The 20,803-nt window shown below is 71.0% G+C and carries 20 protein-coding genes and 2 rRNA genes; 6 read left to right on the top strand and 16 right to left on the bottom strand.

Going from position 1 to position 20,803, the window contains the following annotated elements:
• Positions 1-20: 20 nt before the first annotated feature.
• From ACIO5D_RS08645 to ACIO5D_RS08660, 4 genes are all read right to left on the bottom strand, one after another.
• Positions 21-1,595, bottom strand: a complete 1,575-nt coding sequence (locus ACIO5D_RS08645) for an SCO6880 family protein (protein ID WP_363612882.1) — start codon at positions 1,593-1,595, stop codon at positions 21-23.
• 7 nt (positions 1,596-1,602) lie between these two features.
• The gene (locus tag ACIO5D_RS08650) at positions 1,603-2,811 is read right to left on the bottom strand and encodes a hypothetical protein (RefSeq protein ID WP_400794373.1); all 1,209 of its coding nucleotides are present in this window, start codon (positions 2,809-2,811) and stop codon (positions 1,603-1,605) included.
• 73 nt (positions 2,812-2,884) lie between these two features.
• Positions 2,885-3,703, bottom strand: coding sequence for a hypothetical protein (locus ACIO5D_RS08655; protein WP_400794375.1), 819 nt, complete (start codon positions 3,701-3,703; stop codon positions 2,885-2,887).
• A gap of 157 nt (positions 3,704-3,860) precedes the next feature.
• On the bottom strand, positions 3,861-4,211 hold the full coding sequence (locus ACIO5D_RS08660) for a hypothetical protein (protein ID WP_363612876.1): 351 nt from the start codon (positions 4,209-4,211) through the stop codon (positions 3,861-3,863).
• A 269-nt stretch (positions 4,212-4,480) separates the two neighbouring features.
• On the opposite strand from ACIO5D_RS08660, the gene ACIO5D_RS08665 reads away from it, so the two are divergent.
• Both ACIO5D_RS08665 and ACIO5D_RS08670 read left to right on the top strand, forming a co-directional pair.
• The gene (locus tag ACIO5D_RS08665) at positions 4,481-5,656 is read left to right on the top strand and encodes an NlpC/P60 family protein (protein WP_400794395.1); all 1,176 of its coding nucleotides are present in this window, start codon (positions 4,481-4,483) and stop codon (positions 5,654-5,656) included.
• A gap of 182 nt (positions 5,657-5,838) precedes the next feature.
• Entirely contained in the window at positions 5,839-6,537 is a 699-nt protein-coding gene (locus tag ACIO5D_RS08670; protein ID WP_400794377.1) for a phosphatase PAP2 family protein, read from the top strand.
• A gap of 6 nt (positions 6,538-6,543) precedes the next feature.
• On the opposite strand, the gene ACIO5D_RS08675 is transcribed toward ACIO5D_RS08670, so the two are convergent.
• Positions 6,544-6,735 carry a hypothetical protein gene (locus ACIO5D_RS08675; RefSeq protein ID WP_400757244.1) on the bottom strand — a complete coding sequence of 64 codons (192 nt, stop codon included), beginning with the start codon at positions 6,733-6,735 and terminating at the stop codon, positions 6,544-6,546.
• 163 nt (positions 6,736-6,898) lie between these two features.
• On the opposite strand from ACIO5D_RS08675, the gene ACIO5D_RS08680 reads away from it, so the two are divergent.
• Together ACIO5D_RS08680 and ACIO5D_RS08685 are read left to right on the top strand one after the other, a co-directional pair.
• On the top strand, positions 6,899-7,792 hold the full coding sequence (locus tag ACIO5D_RS08680) for a hypothetical protein (RefSeq protein WP_400794379.1): 894 nt from the start codon (positions 6,899-6,901) through the stop codon (positions 7,790-7,792).
• Positions 7,793-7,980: 188 nt separating this feature from the next.
• Positions 7,981-8,178 (top strand): hypothetical protein, encoded by a 198-nt coding sequence (locus ACIO5D_RS08685; RefSeq protein WP_363612870.1) that lies wholly within the window; start codon positions 7,981-7,983, stop codon positions 8,176-8,178.
• A gap of 67 nt (positions 8,179-8,245) precedes the next feature.
• On the opposite strand, the gene ACIO5D_RS08690 is transcribed toward ACIO5D_RS08685, so the two are convergent.
• Positions 8,246-8,635 (bottom strand): metal-sensitive transcriptional regulator, encoded by a 390-nt coding sequence (locus tag ACIO5D_RS08690; protein WP_363612868.1) that lies wholly within the window; start codon positions 8,633-8,635, stop codon positions 8,246-8,248.
• A gap of 351 nt (positions 8,636-8,986) precedes the next feature.
• On the opposite strand from ACIO5D_RS08690, the gene ACIO5D_RS08695 reads away from it, so the two are divergent.
• Together ACIO5D_RS08695 and ACIO5D_RS08700 are read left to right on the top strand one after the other, a co-directional pair.
• Positions 8,987-9,607 carry a DUF47 family protein gene (locus tag ACIO5D_RS08695; RefSeq protein ID WP_363612866.1) on the top strand — a complete coding sequence of 207 codons (621 nt, stop codon included), beginning with the start codon at positions 8,987-8,989 and terminating at the stop codon, positions 9,605-9,607.
• A gap of 5 nt (positions 9,608-9,612) precedes the next feature.
• The gene (locus ACIO5D_RS08700) at positions 9,613-10,608 is read left to right on the top strand and encodes an inorganic phosphate transporter (RefSeq protein ID WP_363612864.1); all 996 of its coding nucleotides are present in this window, start codon (positions 9,613-9,615) and stop codon (positions 10,606-10,608) included.
• Between the two features lie 104 nt (positions 10,609-10,712).
• Here the strand turns inward: ACIO5D_RS08700 and pstB are convergent, their stop codons facing one another.
• The 10 genes from pstB to ACIO5D_RS08750 form a co-directional block, all read right to left on the bottom strand.
• Positions 10,713-11,489 carry a phosphate ABC transporter ATP-binding protein PstB gene (gene pstB / locus ACIO5D_RS08705; protein WP_363612862.1) on the bottom strand — a complete coding sequence of 259 codons (777 nt, stop codon included), beginning with the start codon at positions 11,487-11,489 and terminating at the stop codon, positions 10,713-10,715.
• A gap of 43 nt (positions 11,490-11,532) precedes the next feature.
• On the bottom strand, positions 11,533-12,609 hold the full coding sequence (gene pstA / locus ACIO5D_RS08710) for a phosphate ABC transporter permease PstA (RefSeq protein ID WP_400794381.1): 1,077 nt from the start codon (positions 12,607-12,609) through the stop codon (positions 11,533-11,535).
• Positions 12,606-13,586 (bottom strand): phosphate ABC transporter permease subunit PstC, encoded by a 981-nt coding sequence (gene pstC, locus ACIO5D_RS08715; RefSeq protein WP_363612858.1) that lies wholly within the window; start codon positions 13,584-13,586, stop codon positions 12,606-12,608. Before pstC ends, pstA begins: the two co-directional genes overlap by 4 nt.
• A gap of 146 nt (positions 13,587-13,732) precedes the next feature.
• Positions 13,733-14,866 (bottom strand): phosphate ABC transporter substrate-binding protein PstS, encoded by a 1,134-nt coding sequence (gene pstS / locus ACIO5D_RS08720; RefSeq protein ID WP_363612856.1) that lies wholly within the window; start codon positions 14,864-14,866, stop codon positions 13,733-13,735.
• 227 nt (positions 14,867-15,093) lie between these two features.
• Positions 15,094-15,672 carry an NUDIX hydrolase gene (locus ACIO5D_RS08725; protein ID WP_400794383.1) on the bottom strand — a complete coding sequence of 193 codons (579 nt, stop codon included), beginning with the start codon at positions 15,670-15,672 and terminating at the stop codon, positions 15,094-15,096.
• Position 15,673: 1 nt separating this feature from the next.
• Complete coding sequence (locus tag ACIO5D_RS08730; RefSeq protein WP_400794385.1) at positions 15,674-16,792, bottom strand: CHAD domain-containing protein; 1,119 nt, start codon at positions 16,790-16,792, stop codon at positions 15,674-15,676.
• A gap of 148 nt (positions 16,793-16,940) precedes the next feature.
• Entirely contained in the window at positions 16,941-19,118 is a 2,178-nt protein-coding gene (locus ACIO5D_RS08735) for an RNA degradosome polyphosphate kinase (protein WP_400653764.1), read from the bottom strand.
• A gap of 278 nt (positions 19,119-19,396) precedes the next feature.
• Positions 19,397-20,437, bottom strand: coding sequence for a mycothiol synthase (gene mshD, locus ACIO5D_RS08740; RefSeq protein ID WP_400794387.1), 1,041 nt, complete (start codon positions 20,435-20,437; stop codon positions 19,397-19,399).
• Between the two features lie 75 nt (positions 20,438-20,512).
• Positions 20,513-20,629, bottom strand: a 5S ribosomal RNA gene (rrf, locus tag ACIO5D_RS08745).
• Positions 20,630-20,710: 81 nt separating this feature from the next.
• Positions 20,711-20,803, bottom strand: a 23S ribosomal RNA gene (locus tag ACIO5D_RS08750); the annotation flags it as partial.

A 20,803-nucleotide genomic window follows, 5' to 3' on the forward strand; every position in this document is an offset into this window, starting at 1 on the left:
CTGGTGGATTGGTGCGCCGGTCAGCGGCGGATGCCGGTGGCGAACGGGAGGGTGTTGACGAAGGCCCGGTGGTGCTCGCGGTCGCACCACTCCAGCTTGAGGTAGCTCTTGCCGGCCGAGGCGCGGATGGTCCGCTTGTCGCGGGCCAGCGCCTCGGGGCTGCGCGAGGAGACCGTGATGTAACCGACCAGGTTGACCCCGGCCGCACCGGACGCCAGGTCGTCACCGCGCTGGTCCACCCGGCCGGTGTGGGCCAGGTCGCGCGGGTCGACCGTGCGGTTCATCTTGGCCGCGCGGCTGGCCTCCGCCTCGTCGTTGGTCTTCTCGGTGAGCATCCGCTCGATGGCCACGTCGGTGGGCTCCAGGTCCATCGTCACCGCCACCGTCCGGATCACGTCCGGGGTGTGGACCAGCAGCGGGGCCAGGAAGTTGACGCCGACCGGGGTCAGCGGCCACTCCTTGATCCAGGCGGTGGCGTGGCACCACGGGGCCCGGGTCGCCGACTCCCTGGTCTTCGCCTGCAGGTACTGCGGGTGCGTGGCGTCCAGCTCGGCCGGCCAGGCGTTGCGCTTCGACATCGCCTGGATGTGGTCGATCGGGTGGTCCGGGTCGTACATCGAGTGCAGCAGCGAGGAGAGCCGGGCCTGGCCGAGCGGCTGACGCACCCGGATGTCCGCCTCCGCGAGGCGCGCGCAGATGTCGGTCAGCTCGCGCGCCATCACCGCGGCCAGCCCCTCGTCGTCCCGGGCCCGCCGTCCGGTCGCGGTCCGGCCCATGGCGTGCGCCTCGGCCGCCAGGTCACGGGTGTAGTGCATGCAGGCCACCAGGTAGGCCCGGTGCTGCTCGGAGGAGGTCGAGACCATCGACTGCAACTGGTCGTACGAGTCCTGCAGCCACCGCGGCGCGTCGTGGTCCCCGCGCCGCTCCACGTCCTTGGCGTGTGCGTCCGGGTCGGCGGGCAGCGTCCGGGCGAGGATCTGCAGCCTGGTCACGAAGCCGTCCCCGTTGGCGACGTGCTTCAGCAGCGTGCCGAACCGGTCGACCAGGGCCTCCTGGTCCTCCGAGTCCCGCAGGCCGACACCCGGACCCTCGATCTCGATCGCCGCCGTCACCGTGCGCCGCTCCAGGTGCATCAGCACCCCGACCTCGTCCGGCCCGAACGGCGCGGCCAGCCAGCGCAGCCGGCCCACCCCGGGCGGCGGGCCGACCTCCACCTCGCGCCCGTCCAGCCGGGTGCCGGCGTCCATCGCGTCCGACTTCCACACCGCCCGGCCGCTGCGGACCGTCCGGCGGTAGGTGCGGTTGATCTCCACCCACTTGTAGAACGTCCGGCGGCGGTACGGCACGTAGACCGCGGCGATCGCCAGCAGCGGCAGCCCGATCAGACCCGCGATACGCAGCGGCAGCACGGGCATCATCAGGCCCCAGAGCATGCCGAGGAACGCCCCGAAGATGATCAGGATGATCTCGCCGGACTCCCGGTTCCGGCCGATCGGCGCGTTCGGGCGGGCCTTGCCGATCAGGTAGGTGCGGCGCTGGTGCACGTACGGCTGGGCGTACTGGGCGCCGTACTGGCCGAGTGGTTCGCTGCTCACTTACCCGTCACCCTCCCTTCGCTGGATTGCTGTCGCGGATCGCTGCCGAGGCCGGCGGCCCGCCCTGCGGCGGCGGGGCCGGGGTGCGGCCGGCGTGCGCGGCGATGCCCGGCGCGACCGAACCGCCGCCGGCCCCACCGCCGCCGCCCGCCCCCTGCGGGCCGCGGTCGCCGTGGGTGCTAATGCCCTGCTTCATCAGGTTCGCGGTGCCGTTGATCATCGCCGAGCCGGCCGAGACCGCGCTCGCCCGGGCCGAGCGCATGTTCATGATCTCGTCACCGAAGCCCGGCACGAAACGGTAGACGGCGGTGCTCGCGAAGATCGACAGGAACAGGATCGCCAGACCCGACAGCACCCGCGCGAAGTCGTCGTTCGCCCCGGCACCGGTCGCCACCGCACCGGCCAGCCCGAGGATGATGACGATGATCGGCTTGGCCAGGTCCACCGCCACCATCACCCCCGCCCAGCGGCGCACGTGCTTCCACAGCTGCTTGTCCACCAGCCCGGCGTACACCGCGGTCCCCAGCAGCGCACCCACGTACAGCATCGCCGCCCGGATCAGCAGCTCGATCCAGAGCACCGCCGCGGCCAGCACGGCCACCAGCGACACGATGATCAGGATCAGCGGCCCACCGCCCATGTCACCCTTCTCCAGGGTGTCGGCGAACCCGCCCAGATACGTCCCGGTGTCCGACTTCGTCCCCACCGCGACGGCCTTGGTCAGCCCGTCCGTCGCGCTCACCACCGTGTACAGGATCAGCGGCGTGAACGCCGACGCCACCACGGTCAGCCAGAGGAAGCCGATCGCCTCCGAGATCGCCGTCGTCAGCGGCGCCCCACGCACCGCCCGCTTCGTCACCGCCAGCAGCCAGAGCACCAACGTGATGATCGTCGAGGCGGCGAACACCACCGCGTACTGCTGCAGGAACGACGCATTGGTGAAGTCCACCTGCGTCGTCCCGTCGATCGCACTCGACAGTTTCCGCACCACCCACGCCGCCGCCTGCGCACACCCCTTCGCCAACGACCCGAGCGGATCGGCCACACTCCCGACGGTCCCGCTGCCGGGAATGACCACGGCGCCGTTCGGAGCGCACCCCGCATCGCTGCCGGGGATCGGAAGATCGACCTTCTGGCAGGTCGGACTGGCCGACGGCGATGGCTCGGCGAAGACCCTCTGGGCCGCCAGCAACACCGCCACCTGGACAGCGGCCATGGCACCCGCCAGGGTACCGACGCGGCGCACGATCGGGCGGGCGGCACCAACGGCGGTACGACGTGGTGTGTGGTCAACGGGCATAGCGGAAACCCCCGAACTGCTGGACGGCGCCGGTGATCTCGTCGGCGGTGGCGGCCTGCTGGTCGCCCGGCATCGGCGCGGGGCCCTGCCGGCTTGCGTAGTCGCTGAGCTTCCAGTCGCCGCCCGTCCAGTGGAGGGTCAGGGTGATGGTGTACCAGTTCTCCACGACCGGTTGGACGGAGCGCTCGCCGGCGAGTCCGGTGAGTCCGGTGCACCAGACCTCGATCTTGGCGTCGCTGTCGCTGTATCCGGCCGACTTGGTTCCCACCGGGACGGTGCGGCTGACGAAGGTGAGGCCTTTGGGCGCCCGGCCCTGGGCATCGAGGCCGTAGCGGGTCGCGGTATCGCCGCCGAACCCCTGGTCCAGGCGGGCCTGGAGGGCTGCGGCGGCGCCCGGGTCGGCGATGGTGGCGACGATGGTGTGGCGGCTCTCGGCGCGGAACATGTCGGCGGAGCCGATGGCCACCGCGTAGTTGACGGCGGCCGACTGCGCGCCCTGGTCGGTGTGCGGGAAGCCGCCGGCGATGCCGTTGGTGGTGGTGCTGACCGGCTGCTCGCCGCTGGGGCCGGGACCCGCGCCGGCGGTGGCGGTGGCGCCGTCGGCGGAGCGGCCGGCGGTACCGGAGGCGCCGGGGTCGGCCTTGCCCCGGTTGGCGATGGAGATCGCCACCACCAGCAGGGTAACGACCACCAGGACGGTCAGCAGCGTTCGCAACGGCCTCGGTTGACGAGCGCTCACCTGTGAGGAGGGCTGTTCGCCGACCGGCAGCCGCGTACGGGTGTGCGGCTGGTCGTCGGACAACGGCACGGCGGCCCTCCTGGTGCGGGGAGCCTGGGCGGCTCCGGGGGCCCCTCCGCCCGTGGACGGGCGGGAAGGGAGGTGAGGTGGGTGGACCCCCGGCGGGGGCTCCGGAAGGTCCTGACGGGACGGACGTCAGGCGGGGGCACCGCCTGCTGTCCGATCGTCAGATGGCCATGCCGTACACAATGGTGAACAGAGTGCCAAGTGATCCAATGATGAACACGCCGGTCAGCCCGGCGATGATCAGCCCCTTGCCCTGCTCGGCGCCGAAGCTGTCACGCATGGCGGTGGCGCCGATCCGCTGCTTGGCCGCGCCCCAGACGGCGAGGCCGAGGCAGGCCAGGATGGCCACGGCCATGACGACCTCGACCATCACCCGGGCCTCCGACCCGAGGCTCGCGAACGGGCCCCAGTCCGGGGCGATCCCGCCGATGATGGTGTCGATATTCGGCTTCTTAGGAGGGTCTTCGGCCAGGTGGCCGATCGCGATACTGTCCACGCTGCTCAGGTTCATTTCCATCTCACCGCCCGATCAGGCAAATTCAAGGGCCCAGACCCCGTCCGCGCGAAGGGTCGGTACCTATTCTTGGCCAGATCTGACGTCGACTTGGCTGCTTCTCGCGGATTGGTCGTGAGGCATCGGACACGTGCGCGAGGATGTCCACCGTACGAAGGATAGCGCTCACTCTTTGTATCTCTGATGATTGCGGTGAGCAACGCCTTCCGGGACACTTCGACTGACGATTCGTCGGGATGGTGCTGATGGTACTCCGCAAGGCCGGGATGGCCGCCGCAGCAGCGGGAGTTGTCGCATTCGGCTTCGTCGGTCTGGTGACCGTCGGGACGTATGCGGCAAGTGGGACACCGCAACCGTCCGCCAATCGCGCCAACCTCTCGGCGGGAACCGTGCCGGCCGCCTACCAGGGGCTGATCCAGCAGTGGGGAACGCTCTGCCCGGAGATCTCCCCGCCGATGCTCGCGGCACAGCTGTACCAGGAAAGCGGTTTCGACCCGGGCGCCCGATCGCCCGCGAAGGCGTACGGAATGGCGCAGTTCCTGGAGAGCACCTGGGCGATCTACGGCACCGACGCGAACGGCGACGGCAAGAAGGACATCTGGGACCCCGCGGACGCGATCGCCTCGGCGGCGACGTACGACTGCGCGCTCGCCCGTGACGTGGCGAAGGTGCCGGGCGACCGGCAGGACAACATGCTGGCCGCCTACAACGCGGGCCCGTACGCGGTGGAGAAGTACGACGGCGTGCCGCCGTACCGGGAGACCCAGGGGTACGTGCGGAGCATCAAGGCGCTGGCCCGCAGCTTCACCGCGCCCACCGCGCCGGTGGAGGTGGTCCAGCAGTCGGCCGGCGCGATCTACTTCGCCCAGGGCAAGCTCGGCACGCCGTACCTGTGGGGCGGCGAGGGCCTGCCGTCGCAGAACGGGCGGTTCGACTGCTCCGGGCTCACCTGGGCCGCGTTCGCCAGTGTGGGCATCACGCTCCCCCGGGTCGCCAACGACCAGTGGTACGCCGGGCCGCACCCCTCGCGCGACCAACTGCGCCCGGGTGACCTGGTCTTCTGGGCGACGGATCTGAACGACCCGCGCAGCATCCACCACGTCGGCATCTACGTGGGCGGCGGGTACATGATCAACGCGCCGCACACCGGCGCGGTGATCCGCTACGACAAGATCGACACCAGGGAGTACATCGGCGCCACCCGGATCACCTCGGACGGCGCCGAGGCCCTGCCCGTGCGCAACGCGGACGGCACCATCACCGGCAAGGGCGGTCCGGGCGCGGCCACCCAGGATCCGGCCACACCTCCGAGCGGCACCAGCAGCCCACTGGCCAACCCGTCGGCCGGCCAGGCCGCCGCGGCCGCACCCGCGGGGCCGGCCGGCCCCGACCCCGCAGGTCCCGGTCCGGCAGGTCCGGGTCAACCCGCCGTGAAAAGCTGAACCCCCGGGCCGCACGGTGTGAGCGCACTGTGGACGCTGAGTCAATTTTCGATAACAGCGCGTTTCCGTGGAACGCCGCGCCCCGGTTATGACGTTGTGTCCGATGGTCCACCGTCAGCCCCCTGGGCCGGGCGGACCTCGGCCGGAACGAACAGGTGCAGCGGACCAGAAGGAGGTGCGGCGTGTCGACGCCGCTTGCCGACACGACCAACCCCGACCTCGGTCTGCTCTACGCCGTCAACGGCCTGGCCAAACGCTCTCCGGAGTGGCTGGACCACCTGGTCTCGTGGATCGGCGAGTACGGCATCCTGCTCGGCCTGGCCCTGCTGGGCCTGGTCGGCTGGCTGCAGGCCAGACGCCGTCCGGACGCCCCGGTGGCGGTCGCCGGGCTGCTCTGGGCACCGCTCTCGGTCGCCATCGCCGAGCTGGCCAACCTGCCGATCGCCGCCATCGTGAACCGCCCGCGCCCCTTCGTCGATCACACCGGCCTGGACGTGCTGGTGGACGGCAAGGCGGGCACGCACTCCTTCGTCAGCGACCACTCGACGATGTCGATGGGCATCGCGGTGGCGCTGTTCCTGGTGAACCGGCGACTGGGCTGGATCGCCGGCGGCCTCGCCCTGCTGCAGGGCTTCTGCCGGATGTTCATGGGCGTCCACTACCCCACCGACGTGATCGGCGGGTTCGCGCTCGCCACCGCGGTCGTCCTGCTGCTGGCGCCGATCGCGATGGCCGTGCTGGTCCCGCTCTGCCACGCGCTGAGCCGGACCGTCGTCGCCCCGCTGATCAGGGCGCCCCGGAGCGGCCCGCGTCCGCGCGGCCGGCGGCGCGGCGGCGAGCGCGGCACCGTCCAGCCGCCGGAGTCCGATCTGGCGGCCTAGCGGCCGCTACGGGGACTCCCCGGCGTGCTCGGTGAGGTGGTCGGCGGCCTCCCGCCGGCTGAGGTCGCGGGACCGGCGGGCCGGGGAGAACCAGCCACAGGCGCAGGTCGCGAAGGAGAAGGAACCGCGCTCGTCGATCTCGACGCGGTGCTCGGGCATCCGGGTGGTGCCGGGGGCAGCCGGCAGCTCACTGTGCACGTGGTTCACGGTAACGCCCGGGGGCCCCGGCGCGCGATGCCTCCGGCGCGCCGGGTTTCGCGTAACCCGGCGCGCCTCAACTCGTTTGCCCGGAAAGAGCTCTGCCCACCTGGTGGTGGTCGGCGGGGCAGTCGGGCCCAAGGGGGTTGTCGCGAGGATGAAGATGACCGACCAGCAGCGCAGCGGCCGGCAGCGGCGCCGTCCGCTGCCGCACCTGCGCGCGGCGGCCGGGGCCGCCGTGCTCGCCGCCGCCCTGACCGGGCTGGCCGGCTGCTCGGACGGCCCCGGCGGCTCGTCCGACCAGCGGTCGAGCACCCCCGACCAGCTTTCCGGCGACCCGGTGACGGCCGTCCGCAGCGCCGCCGACATCACCGGCCGGACGGGTTCCGCGCACACCGCCACCGAGCTGGTGACGGAGTCGGCCGAGAAGAAGGCCGTCTTCACCGGCAGCGGCGGCTACGACTACGTGAAGCGGATCGGCCGGCTGGAGGTGGCGGTGCCGCCGGGCGCGGCGACCACCGGGAAGATCGTCGAGGTGGTCCTGCCCGGCACCGTCTATCTGCAGAACAGCGGGGCCAAGGTGCCCGAGGGCAAGTGGGTCAAGCTGGACGTGCGCCAGCTGCCCGACGGCAACCTCGTCAGCAGCGGTGCCACCGACCCGGCCTCCGCCGCGGGCGCGCTGCGCGGGGCGCAGAAGGCGGACCTGGTCGGTACCGAGACGGTCGGCGGGGTGGCGCTCAAGCACTACCGCGGCGTTCTCGACCTGTCGAAGGCGGCCGACGCGACCGGTGGCCGGGGCGGGGACGGCCTGCGGATGGCGGCCCAGACCTTCACCGTCCGGGACGTCCCGTACGACGCCTGGCTGGACGACCAGGGCCGGCTGCACAAGGTGGTCGAGGTGTTCACCTTCGCCGGGGTCGCGGGTTCCAAGGAGGCGAAGGACCAGGTGAAGGTGACCTCGACGACCTCCCTGACGGACTTCGGCAAGCCGGTGGAGGCGGCCGAGCCGCCCACCGCGGACATCTTCGCGACGAAGCCCACGGAGAGCCCGAAGTAGCGGCCGGGGGCGAGGAGGGCTCGGGGAGGGGCGCCGCCGGACCGGGTGGGTGTCCGGCGCCTGGCGCCCACCCGTTTCGGCGGCGCCGAGATGGCCCGTCCGTGCCATGTGGACGGGCTCCGAAGTGCCTAGGCTGGATGTCGGGTGGCTGCCGCCCGGGCTGGCGAGGCGCTGAAGGGGTGGTGCAGGTGGTGTCGTCCACGGGCGGCCGCAGCGGCGGCCACGACGACGCGGCCCTCGACGAGATCGAGCTGGCCGGCGAGCTGATGATCGCCGCGACGGCCAGCGCCGGCGAGCGGCTGCCGACCGAGCGGATCGACGAGGTGCTGCTCGACCGGCCCGACGGCGGTTCGGCCGCCGGGCCCCCGGCCGAGCGGGACGACTAGAGACGGCTGAAAACGGCCAGGGCCGACCGCAACGGGACGGCCGGAGCGACCGGCGCTCGGCCCGGTGTCAGCTGCGCAGCAGCCGGGCGATCGCGGCGGTGGCCTCCGCCACCTTGGCGTCCAGCTCCGCCCCGCCCTCCTCGGCGGCCGCGGCGACGCAGTGCCGCAGGTGCTCCTCCAGCAGCGAGAGCGCGAAGGACTGCAGCGCCTTGGTGCCGGCCGAGACCTGGGTGAGCACGTCGATGCAGTAGACGTCCTCGTCGACCATGCGCTGCAGACCGCGGATCTGGCCCTCGATCCGGCGCAGCCGCTTGAGGTGGGCGTCCTTCTGCGCGCTGTACCCGTGCGGCCCGTGGTGACCGGCCGCCGCAGGGGCCGCGGCCTCGGCGGTGTGGTCGGCCGGCGGCTCGCTCCCGTGCGCGTGGTCCGGCTCGGTTCGCGCTTGCGTCGTGGTCATCGGCCCGCCTTCTCCTGAGTGCCTGGGTGGCTGCGTCGGCCTCCAGTGTCCAACACCCGGGCCGGTCACGGTGTTCCTCCGGCGGGCCCGACGGGCCCGGAGCGGCAGGCCGGACGGTTCCCCCGTACGGGCGGCGCCCCGGTTCTTCCGCGCGCACGACGGGGGCAATCCGGGCGAGGTTCCGTCAGACTGGGGGCTCACGTCCGCACATGGCTGTGCGGGCCGGTTCCACTGGTGCGGCAGCCAAACGGAAGGGGAGGTTCCGCCTCCCCCACCACCACCCCGTTTGCGCAATTGCGCCTGGTTGCACCTAGCATCGTTCAGTCCCTACCCCGCACATCGGAGATTTCCGTGCGTTTTAGCCTGACCCCGAAGGAGACGAGCTTCTACGACATGTTCGCCGCCGCAGCGGAGAACCTCGTCGTCGGATCAAAGCTTCTGCTGGAACTGCTGGGAGCAGACGTGTCGGCTCGTGCGGAGATCGTCGAGCGCATGCGCGCCGCCGAACACGCCGGGGACGACACCACCCATGCGGTCTTCCACCAGCTGAACTCGTCCTTCATCACGCCCTTCGACCGCGAGGACATCTACAGCCTCGCCTCGTCGCTGGACGACATCATGGACTTCATGGAGGAGGCCGTCGACCTGGTCGTGCTGTACGACATCCAGACCCTCCCCAAGGGCATCGAGCAGCAGATCGAGGTCCTGGCCCGCGCCGCCGAGCTCACCGCCGAGGCGATGCCGAACCTGCGCAGCATGTCCAACCTGACCGAGTACTGGATCGAGGTCAACCGGCTCGAGAACCAGGCCGACCAGATCCACCGCAAGCTGCTCGCCCACCTCTTCTCCGGTCAGTACGACGCCATCGAGGTGCTCAAGCTGAAGCAGGTCGTGGACGTCCTTGAGGAGGCGGCGGACGCGTTCGAGCACGTCGCCAACACGGTGGAGACCATCGCCGTCAAGGAGTCCTGACCCTCGTGGACACGGCAGCACTCATCGCCGTCATCGGCGTTGCGTTCTTCTTCACCTACACCAACGGCTTCCACGACTCGGCGAACGCCATCGCCACGTCGGTCTCCACCCGGGCGCTGACCCCGCGGGCCGCGCTCGCGATGGCCGCCGTCATGAACCTGGCCGGCGCCTTCCTCGGCAGCGGCGTGGCGCACACCGTCTCGCAGGGCATCATCGCGACCCCGGTCGGCAACCAGGGGATGGCGATCCTGTTCGCCGCCCTGGTCGGCGCGATCGCCTGGAACCTCGTCACCTGGTACTTCGGTCTCCCCTCCTCCTCCTCGCACGCGCTGTTCGGCGGCATGGTGGGCGCGGCGATGGCCGGCGGGACCGAGGTGATCTGGAACGGCGTCCTGGAGAAGATCGTCATCCCGATGATCGTCTCCCCGATCGTCGGCCTGATCGGCGGCTTCCTGGTGATGCTGGCGATCCTCTGGATCTTCCGGCGGGCCAACCCGCACAAGGCCAAGCGCAACTTCCGGGTCGCCCAGACCGCGTCGGCCGCCGCCATGGCCCTCGCGCACGGCCTCCAGGACGCCCAGAAGACCATGGGCATCGTGGTGATGGCCCTCACCATCTCGGGCCACCACGACTCCGACGGCATCCCGGTCTGGGTCAAGATCTCCTGCGCCACCATGCTCTCGCTGGGCACCTACGCGGGTGGCTGGCGGATCATGCGGACCCTCGGCCGCAAGATCATCGAGCTGGACCCGCCGCAGGGCTTCGCGGCCGAGGCCACCGCCGCGACCGTCATGTACGTCACCTCGTTCGTCTTCAAGGCGCCGATCTCCACCACGCACGTGATCACCTCGGCGATCATGGGCGCGGGGGCCACCAAGCGGATCCGCGCGGTGCGCTGGGGCGTGGCGAAGAACATCGTGCTCGGCTGGTTCATCACGATGCCGGCGGCCGCCGTCGTCGCGGCGCTGATGTACTGGTTCGTCCACCTGTTCTGGGGCTGACGCCCCGCAGAACCGACAGGGCCCGCCCCCACATCTCGGGGGCGGGCCCTGTCCCGTACTTCGCGGCGGCACCGCCATGCAGCACCGCGAAGCAGTCGCTGCTCCTAGCCGAAGCGGCCGGAGATGTAGTCCTCGGTCGCCTGGGCCGACGGGTTGGAGAAGATCCGCTGGGTGTCGTCCAGCTCGACCAGCTTGCCCGGCTGGCCGACGCCGGCCAGGTTGAAGAAGGCGGTGCGGTCGCTGACGCGGGCCGCCTGCTGCATGTTGTGGGTCACGATGACGATGGTGAACTCCGACTTCAGCTCGCCGATCAGGTCCTCGATGGCGAGGGTGGAGATCGGGTCGAGCGCGGAGCAGGGCTCGTCCATCAGCAGGACCTGCGGCTCGACCGCGATGGCGCGGGCGATGCAGAGGCGCTGCTGCTGGCCGCCGGAGAGGCCGGCGCCCGGCTTGTTCAGCCGGTCCTTGACCTCGTTCCACAGGTTGGCACCCTTGAGGGACTTCTCCACCACGCCGTCCAGGGTGGACTTCTTGCGCACACCCGCGAGCTTCAGCCCGGCGACCACGTTGTCGTAGATCGACATGGTCGGGAACGGGTTCGGGCGCTGGAAGACCATCCCGACCGAACGGCGGACGGCTACCGGGTCGACGCTGGCGCCGTACAGGTTCTCGTCGTCCAGGAGCACCTTGCCCTCGACGCGGGCGCCGGGGATCACCTCGTGCATCCGGTTGAGGGTGCGCAGGAAGGTCGACTTGCCGCAGCCGGAGGGGCCGATGAAGGCCGTCACCGAGCGGGGCTCGATGCTCATCGAGATGTCCTCGATGGCCTTGGTGGTGCCGTAGTAGGCGGACAGTCCGCTGACGTCGATGCGCTTGGCCATGATCGTTGCTTCTCTCGTCTGTCTTCGTACGTCAGTCGGTCGCTCAGTGTCCGCCCTTGGGCGAGCGCCAGCGTGCGATGCCCCGGGCGATGAGGTTGAGCCCCATCACGAAGGCGATCAGCACCAGCGCGGCGCCCCAGGCGCGGGCGTAGCCGAAGTCGTTGTTGACCATCGAGTACTGCTGCCAGATGTACATCGGCAGGGACTGCTGCGGTCCGTCGAACGGGTTGCTGTTGATGTAGTCGGCGCCGAAGACCAGCATCATCACCGGGGCGGTCTCGCCCGTGATGCGGGCGACCGAGAGCATCACGCCGGTGGTGATGCCGCCGATCGCGGTGGGGAGGACGATCCGCAGGATGGTCTTCCACTTCGGCACGCCGAGCGCGTACGAGGCCTCGCGCAGCTCGTTCGGGACGAGCTTGAGCATCTCCTCGGTGGAGCGGACCACGACCGGCATCATCAGGATCGCCAGCGCGAGGCTGCCCGAGAAGCCCGAGTAGTTGAAGCCGAGGGCGAGGTTCCAGAGCGAGAGGATGAACAGACCGGCGACGATCGACGGGATGCCCGTCATGACGTCGACGAAGAAGGTGACCACCTTGGCGAGCCTGCCGCGGCCGTACTCGACCAGGTAGACGGCGGTCAGCAGACCCACCGGGGCGGCCATCGCGGTGGCCAGGCCGACCTGCTCCAGCGTGCCGATCAGCGCGTGGTAGATACCACCGCCGGCGCCGGCGGAGCGGACGCCCTTCATCGAGTGGCTCAGGAAGTTGCCGTTCACCACGCCGATGCCCTGCTGGACCGTGTAGACGGTCAGGGCGACGAGCGGGACGACAGCCAGGATGAAGGCGACCCAGATCACCGAGGTGGCGAACCGGTCCTTGGCCTGGCGGCGGCCCTCGATCCGGGCCGAGAGCCCGTAGCTGATCAGCAGGAACAGCGTGGCCGAGATCAGGCCCCACTGCAGGTGGCTGGCCAGGCCGCCGAGCGCGCCGATCGCGCAGCCGAGCGCGATGGAGCCGCCGGCGACGGCGGCCGGGGTCCACTTGGGCAGCCGGTTGGCGGTCAGCGGCCGGCTGACCGGCCGGGTGTCCGCCGGGACAGACGTGGTCGCGGCACTCATGCGTTGGCCCCCGAGTACTCCTTGCGGCGGGCGACGATCAGCCGCGCGGCACCGTTCACCAGCAGGGTGATGACGAACAGGACAAGGCCGGAGGCCATCAGCGCGTCGCGGCCGGTATCGCCGGCCTCGTTGAACTTCAGCGCGATGTTCTGGGCGAAGGTGCCGCCGCCCGGGTCGAGCAGGTGCAGCGACAGCACGCTGTTGGACGAGAGCACGATCGCCACCGCGATGGTCTCGCCGAGCGCGCGGCCGAGGCCGAGCATCGAGGCCGAGATGATGCCGGGGCGGCCGAACGGCAGCACCGCGGTGCGGATCATCTCCCAGCGGGTCGCGCCGAGCGCGAGCGCCGCCTCCTCGTGCATCCGCGGCACCTGCCGGAAGACCTCGCGGCTGACCGCAGTGATGATCGGAAGAATCATGATGGCCAGCAGGATGCCGACGGTGAACAGGTTGCGCGGGGTGGTGCCGGCCCTGGACTGGTCGAAGATGTACGTCCAGCCGAGGTAGTCGTTCAGCCAGCTGGTCAGCCCGTCCAGGTGCGGCACCAGGAACAGCGTGCCCCAGAGGCCGTACACGATGCTGGGGACGGCGGCGAGCAGGTCCACCAGGTAGGCGAACGGCTGGGCGATCCGGCGCGGCGCGTAGTGCGAGATGAACAGCGCGATCCCGATGGCCACCGGGACGGCGATCGCCATGGCGATGACCGCGCTGACGATGGTGCCGAACGCGAGGACGGCGATGCCGAAGACGGGCTTCGGGGCGTCCGGCGTCCACTCGAAGGTGGTGAGGAAGTTGCCCTCGTTCTTGCTCAGGGCGATGCCCGAGCGCCAGGCCAGGAAGCCCGCGATGGCGGCCATGATGACCAGCAGCAGGATGCCCGACCCACGAGCGGCGTTCATGAAGATCTTGTCGCCGACCCGGCTGTCACGCTTGCGGCGTTCCCTGCCTCGCGGGGCGGCAGGGGAGGATGAAGTCATTGGTCTACTCCGGTCTGGTGGTGCTGCCCCGAGGGGGCGGCACCCTGGCGGCGGTGCCCCGGACGTGCTTCTTCGTCAGTGCTTCCCGGTGGGCGGCCCCGGCCCCCCTCGTTCACGGGGCCGCCCCACCGGGAGGTCCTACTGGATCAGGCCAGCGTCGGGATGACGGCGTTGACCTTGTCCGTCAGCTCCTTGGGGAGCGGCACGTAGCCCGTGTCGCCGATGGCCTTCTGGCCCGCGTCGCTGGCGGCGTAGGTCAGGAAGGCCTTGACGGTGTCGAGGGTGTCGGCCTTGTTGCCCTTGTCGCAGACGATCTCGTAGGTGACCAGGACCAGCGGGTACGAGCCCTCGTCCTTGGTCGCGTAGTCGAGGGTCAGCGCCAGGTCGCTGCCGGTTCCGGCGACCTTCGCCTTGGCGAAGGTGTTGGCGGCGTTGGCGGCGGTGGCCTCGACCGGCTTGGAGGCGCCGGTGGCGATGGAGGCGCTCTTCAGGTTGTTGGTCTGCGCGTAGGAGAGCTCGGCGTAGCTGATCGAGTTCTTGACCTGCTTCACCTGCGCCGAGACACCGGCGGACTCCTTGGCCGACTGGCCGCCCTTGCCCGCCCAGGCCTTGGCGGGCGGGTACGACCAGGCGCCACCGGAGGTCTTGGCGAAGTACTTGGTCAGGTTCTCCGTGGTGCCGGAGTCGTCCGCGCGGTGGAAGGCCTGGATGTCGGCGTCCGGCAGCTTGGCGCCCGGGTTCAGGGCGACGATCGCCGGGTCGTTCCACTTGGTGATCTGCGAGTCGAAGATCTTGGCGGCGGTCGGGCCGTCCAGGACCAGGTTGTCGACGCCATCGATGTTGTAGACGAGCGAGATCAGGCCACCGACCAGCGGCAGGTCGATGCCCTGGCCACCGGTGCAGACCGCCTTGGTGGCGTCGACCTCGGCCGGCTTCAGGGCCGAGTCCGAACCGGCGAACTGGACCTTGCCCTGGGTGAACTGCTGGACACCCGTGCCCGAGCCGCCGCCGCCGTAGTTGATGGTGGTGCCGGAGCAGGCGGCGCCGAAGTTGGTCTTCCAGACGTCCATCGCGTTGCCCTGGGCGGTGGAGCCCGAGGCGAGCAGCGCACCCGGCTTGCCACAGTTGATCGCCGCAGCCGACGAGGCGCCGCTGGAGCCACCGGACGCCTTGGTGTCGTTGTTGTTGTCCGAGCCGCAGGCGGCGAGCGACAGCGAGCTGACGAGCGCCATGGCACCGATGGCGAGGGCCTTGGAGCGGCCGTTCCGCTGGAGCTTCACTGGGGTGTCCCTTTCTGTGGCATTGCCCGTCGCGCGGGCCGTCCGAGGACGGGGGAGCGCGGGTTTTGCTGTGGTCCGGGGCCCGTTCGGCCCTCCGGTAAACCCGAAGTTAGGCCGGGTAGGTGACACGACAGCCGGTCAGAAGTGAACGGGGAGTGAACCTCGAACGGATGACAGGAAACTACGTCAGGTAGTAACGGTTGCGTCACGGCAAGGGCGCGGAGAGATCACTTCCACCGTTCCTTCACCGCGCCCGGGTCGGCCGCCCGCACCGGCTTCTCCGTCAGGATCTCCAACAGCGCGTCGACCAGCAACCGGTCGCGCTCGTAGGTCAGCCGGGTACGTGCCTTGCCCGCCGGCAGCCACTCCAGCCGGTCCACCTCGCGGTTCGGGCGGAACGCCCCGGCGGACGGTACCGCCGCCCAGTACCGGACCTCCTTGGGCCGGCCCTGCGCCAGATAGTGCTGGGCCGGCAGCTCCGGCCCCAGCAGGCAGTCGAACCCGGTCTCCTCCCGCACCTCGCGCAGCGCCGCCTCGACCACCCCCTCACCGGGGTCGAGCTTCCCCTTCGGCAGGCTCCAGTCGTCGTACTTGGGCCGGTGGATCACCGCGATCCGCGGCCGCCCGAGCCGGCCGCTCTTCTTCGGCCGGCCCGGCAGCCACAGCACCGCGCCCGCCGCCAGGACGACCCTCCCCCGCGCGGCACCGGACCCGTTCGCGCCCGGGCCGCGCCCGGCGGGGGCGCTCGTACGGGTTCCGCCCGTGCCGGGGCCGTCGGCCTGCTCGGTGCTCAGGCGGTTGCGCAATTCAGGCCATCCGTGGTGCGGGGGTCTGCCCCCAGCCCTCGGCAGGGGGGATCTCCAGCCAGCCGTCCGGGCCGGGTGGGAGCTCGGGCCACCGGCGGCCGAAGGCGTACCGCGCCGCCTCCACCTCCAGTCGCTGATCAGCATGCACCACGCCGAGCACATAGGCGGTCGCCGGGGTGATCCGCGGTGTCCGCGCCGCGGTGGCCACGGTGACCGCCGCGTCCGCCGCCTCCTGGTGCCGGCCGAGCACCTCGTCCAGCTCGTCCAGCTCGACGGACGGCCGACCGCACACCTCCAGCGCGTACCGGGCCCGTTTCACCAGGATCCGCACCCGGAGCCACGGCGCGTCGTCCGCCGCCAGCGCCGCGTCCGCGTCGACCGCGCCCCTGACCGCCGGCGCTTCCGGCCCTGCGCCGGGGAGCGCGGGCTGCACCGTGCCGAGCCGGCGCAGTCCGTCCCCGCCGTACGGCCTCGCGGCCCGCCGCAGCGGCAGCTGCTGGGCGCCGGCCGTCAGCGCCGTGAACGCGGCCGCGGCCTGCGGCAGCAGCACCGTCCCCGCCCGGCCGCCCGCCGACTCCAGCAGCGGGGCCTCGCCGACCAGCAGCGTCATCCGGTCCGCCAGCGCGTGCAGCCGGGCCGACCGCAGCTCCTGCAGCACCGTCGAGTGCGCCCTGGTCCGGGCCAGGGTCAGCTGTCGGTCCAGCAGCGCCCGGGCCTTCGGCGCCCCGGCGTGTCCGGCGAGCATCCCGGGCCCGTCCGGCTCCGTCCCGTTCAGTGAGTCCAGCGCGCCCAGCAGCCGGGCCGAGCGGCGGACGTACCCCGGTTCCAGCGCCAGCAGATTGAGCAGCCAGCGCAGCTCGGTGCGCGACTCGTGCGCCCAGGCCTGCTCGAAGCTCCCGCCGAAGGTGTGCAGCAGCCCCCCGATCCGCCGCACCGCCCGCAGCAGGTCGGCCGTACCGGCGGACGGGACGGCGACCGCCCCCGGTCTGGCGCCGACCTCGCCCACCGCGAGCGGCAGCGCGCGCAGGAACGCGCCGGCCTGGGCGGTGAGATGGCTGGAGAGGATGTCCCCGGCGGTCGCGGTGGAGGCCGCCTGGGCCGTCATCGGCGCATCGGTCATGACTAGGTAGATCCCCGTTCCCCCGGGGCCGTCCCCCGGGGCTGGTGGCCGACCGCTGCGGCGGGTCCCGACCGCTCAGCGGCTCGCGTCAGTGGGTCGTCGCGTCAGTGGGTCATCGCGTCGTCGGGTCGTGGGCGGGGACCCGCGGTCAGCGGGCGGCAGCGGCCCGGCGGCGCTGGCGGGAGTCGATCAGCAGGTCCTGGACGTGCCGCAGCGGCTTCCCGTCGGCGGCCTGGGAGCGTCTGGTCCAGGTGCCGTCCGGCCCGAGGTGCCAGGACTCCGTCTCGTCCGACACCCCGAGGTCGATCAGCCCGGACAGCTCGGCCCGGTGCGCCGGATCGGTGATCCGCAGCAGGGCCTCGATCCGGCGGTCCAGATTGCGGTGCATCATGTCGGCGCTGCCGATCCACACCTCCGGATCGCCGCTGTTGCCGAACACGAAGATCCGCGAGTGCTCCAGGAAGCGGCCCAGGATGCTGCGCACCCGGATGTTCTCGCTCAGCCCCGGCACCCCCGGGCGGATCGCGCAGATCCCCCGCACCCAGACGTCCACCGGCACTCCGGCCTGCGAGGCCCGGTACAGCGCGTCGATCACGGCCTCGTCGACGATCGAGTTGACCTTGAGCTTCACGTACGCCGGGCGGCCGTCCCGGTGGTGGGCGATCTCGTTGTGGATCCGCGCGACCAGCCCGTCGCGCAGGCCGCGCGGCGCCGTCAGCAGCCGCCGGTACGACTCGCGGCGCGAGTAGCCGGAGAGCCGGTTGAAGAGGTCCGAGAGGTCCGCGCCGACCTGCGGGTCCGAGGTCAGCAGCCCGATGTCCTCGTACAGCCGGGCCGTCTTCGGGTGGTAGTTGCCGGTGCCCACGTGCGAGTAGCGGCGCAGGGTGTCGCCCTCCTGGCGGACCACCAGCGACAGCTTGCAGTGCGTCTTCAGCCCGACCAGGCCGTAGACGACGTGGCAGCCGGCCTCCTCCAGCTTGCGGGCCCACTTGATGTTGGCCTGCTCGTCGAAGCGCGCCTTGATCTCGACCAGCACGAGGACCTGCTTGCCGGACTCCGCCGCGTCGATCAGCGCGTCCACGATCGGCGAGTCACCGGAGGTCCGGTACAGCGTCTGCTTGATCGCCAGGACGTCCGGGTCGCCGGCCGCCTGCTCCAGGAACGCCTGCACCGAGGTGGAGAAGCTGTCGTACGGGTGGTGCAGCAGCACGTCCCGCTCGCGCATCGCGGCGAAGATGTCCGGCTGGGAGGCCGACTCCACGTCGGTCAGGCCACGGGCGGTGCCCGCCACGAACTTCGGGTACTTCAGCTCGGGCCGGTCCAGGTCGGCGATGCCGAACAGGCCGGTCAGGTCGAGCGGGCCGGGCAGCGGGAAGACCTCGGCCTCGGTGATGTTCAGCTCCCGCACCAGCAGGTCCAGGATGTAGGGGTCGATCGACTCCTCGACCTCCAGCCGCACCGGCGGGCCGAAGCGCCGCCGCATCAGCTCCTTCTCCAGGGCCTTGAGGATGTTCTCGGTGTCGTCCTCCTCGACCTCGAGGTCCTCGTTGCGGGTCACCCGGAAGGCGTGGTGCGCGAGCACCTCCATGCCGGGGAAGAGCTCCTCCAGGTGCGCCCCCATGACGTCCTCCAGCGGGACGTACCGCTGCGGGGAGGCCTCCAGGAAGCGGGCGAGGGACTGCGGCACCTTCACCCGGGCGAAGTGCTTGTGCCCGGAGACCGGGTTGCGCACGACGACCGCGAGGTTGAGCGAGAGCCCCGATATGTACGGGAAGGGGTGCGCCGGGTCCACCGCCAGCGGGGTGAGCACGGGGAAGATCTTCTGCCGGAAGAGGGTGTGCAGGCGGGCCTGCTCCTTCTCCGCCAGCTCGGCCCAGCGGACCAGCTCGATGCCCTCGGCGGCGAGGTCCGGCAGGACCTCCTGCTGGAAGGCGGCGGCGTGCCGCGCCATCAGCTCACGGGAGCGGGTCCAGATCAGGTCCAGCACCTCGCGCGGCTGAAGGCCGGACGCGCTGCGCTGGGCGACGCCGGTGGCGATCCGGCGCTTCAGGCCGGCCACCCGGACCATGAAGAACTCGTCCAGGTTGCTCGCGAATATCGCGAGGAACTTGGCCCGCTCCAGCAGCGGGATCTCCGGGTCCTCGGCCAGCTCCAGGACGCGCTCGTTGAAGGCCAGCCAACTGCGCTCGCGGTCCAGGAAGCGGCCCTGCGGCAGTTCGTCGAAGTCCTGCTCGTCCGCGGCCGGCAGCTCCGGCGGTATCGCGAGCGCGCTGGACATCCGGGCCGGCGGGGGCAGCGGTGCAGAGACAGGGCGGGGGATGCTCATGGGCTCCAGCTCCTCCAGCAGGACGGCGTCCGGACGCGAGTTGCTCTGCGGGCCGTCGTCCTCGCCCAGCGCCAACGCCCACCCGCCCGGCGCGGTCCGTACAGGACCGGCCAGCGGATGTCGGCCGACGCTGCACGAGCGAGACACCACGGACTTCATCCTGTGATCTTCGCGGCAGCAATTGAATCCACGGTAAACACCGCATGGCCAGGAGGAAAGCTGAATCGGTCGGGGCCGGTCCGACGGTGCCGAACCGTTGCCCCGGGCCCATCCCTCCGCTATGCCGTCCTGTCCTCGCGGTACTGGGCGCGGTACATCAGGTCCACCTCGTGAACGGTGAACCCCAGTCGTTCATATACCCGCACAGCGGCCGGATTGTCCGCGTCGACGTACAGCAGTACGGTTTCCAGCCCCCGCTCGGCCGGGCCGCCGCCGGTCAGATGACGCAGACCGGCCGCGGTCAGCGCCCGGCCGAGACCACTGCCCTGCTCCGCCGGGTCCACCCCGACCACGTACACCTCGCCGAGGGCCGGCTCGGTGGCGGTCGCCGGGTGCACCTTGGTCCAGTGGAAACCCACCGCCCTGCCGTCCCGGGTGGCGAGGAAGAAGCCCGCCGGGTCGAACCACGGCTCGGCCAGCCGGTCGGCGAGGTCCTGCCCGGTCCAGGCGCCCTGCTCCGGGTGGTGGGCGAAGGCCAGCGCGTTCAGCCGCAGCCACTCGGCGTCGTCCTCGCCGGGCCGGAACGTACGGAGCTCGATGCCGTCCGGGAGCGGCACGGCCTCGGTCTGCGGACCGGTCCGGCGCATCTGCCGCAGCTCGCGGACCAGCTCGGCACCGTAGCGCTCGGCGAGATGGCGGGCCGCCGGATGGCCGCCGTGCACCCAGAAGTCGACGAAGTCACGGCCGGCGCCATGGGCCTCGGCGAGCACAGCGTCCACCAGGTGACGGCCGAAGCCGTTCCCCCGGGCAGCCGGAGCCACCACCAGCTCGGCCGACGGATTGGCGTCCGAGCCCTGCCCCTGCGGAACCTCCAGCTGCCCGTATCCGACGACGGCCTGGCCGCCGGCGTCCGGACCGCTCGCGTGCTGGACGAGGTGGACCACCCCCGGCCGAGCCGTCTCCGAGGAGCGCAACCGCAGCCGCCCCTGCTCGGACACCGCCGCCCGGCCGTCCGCCGACTGCGCATCCGCCAGGACGCCGAGCGCGCCGTCGCGCCGGTCCGGTCGCAGCACCTCGTACGCGACGACCACACCCTCGCCGGCCGCCGACGTTCCGCTTCCGCTGTAGAGCCGTTCCTGCCGAGCGTCCTGATCGTCCATGGCTCTGACCATACGTCAAGGGGTAAACGCAGAGAACCCCCACCCGGAATCGGGTGGGGGTTCTCTGGAATAATTGTTCGGCGGCGTCCTACTCTCCCACAGGGTCCCCCCTGCAGTACCATCGGCGCTGTGAGGCTTAGCTTCCGGGTTCGGAATGTAACCGGGCGTTTCCCTCACGCTATGACCACCGAAACACTATGAAACTGTCAACCGACCACACCGGAACAGGCATGGGGTCGTTGTTTCAGAACAACACAGTGGACGCGAGCAACTGAGGACAAGCCCTCGGCCTATTAGTACCGGTCAACTCCACCCCTCACAGGGCTTCCATATCCGGCCTATCAACCCAGTCGTCTACTGGGAGCC

The sequence above is a fragment of the Kitasatospora sp. NPDC087315 genome (genome assembly GCF_044744345.1).
Lineage (GTDB): Bacteria > Actinomycetota > Actinomycetes > Streptomycetales > Streptomycetaceae > Kitasatospora.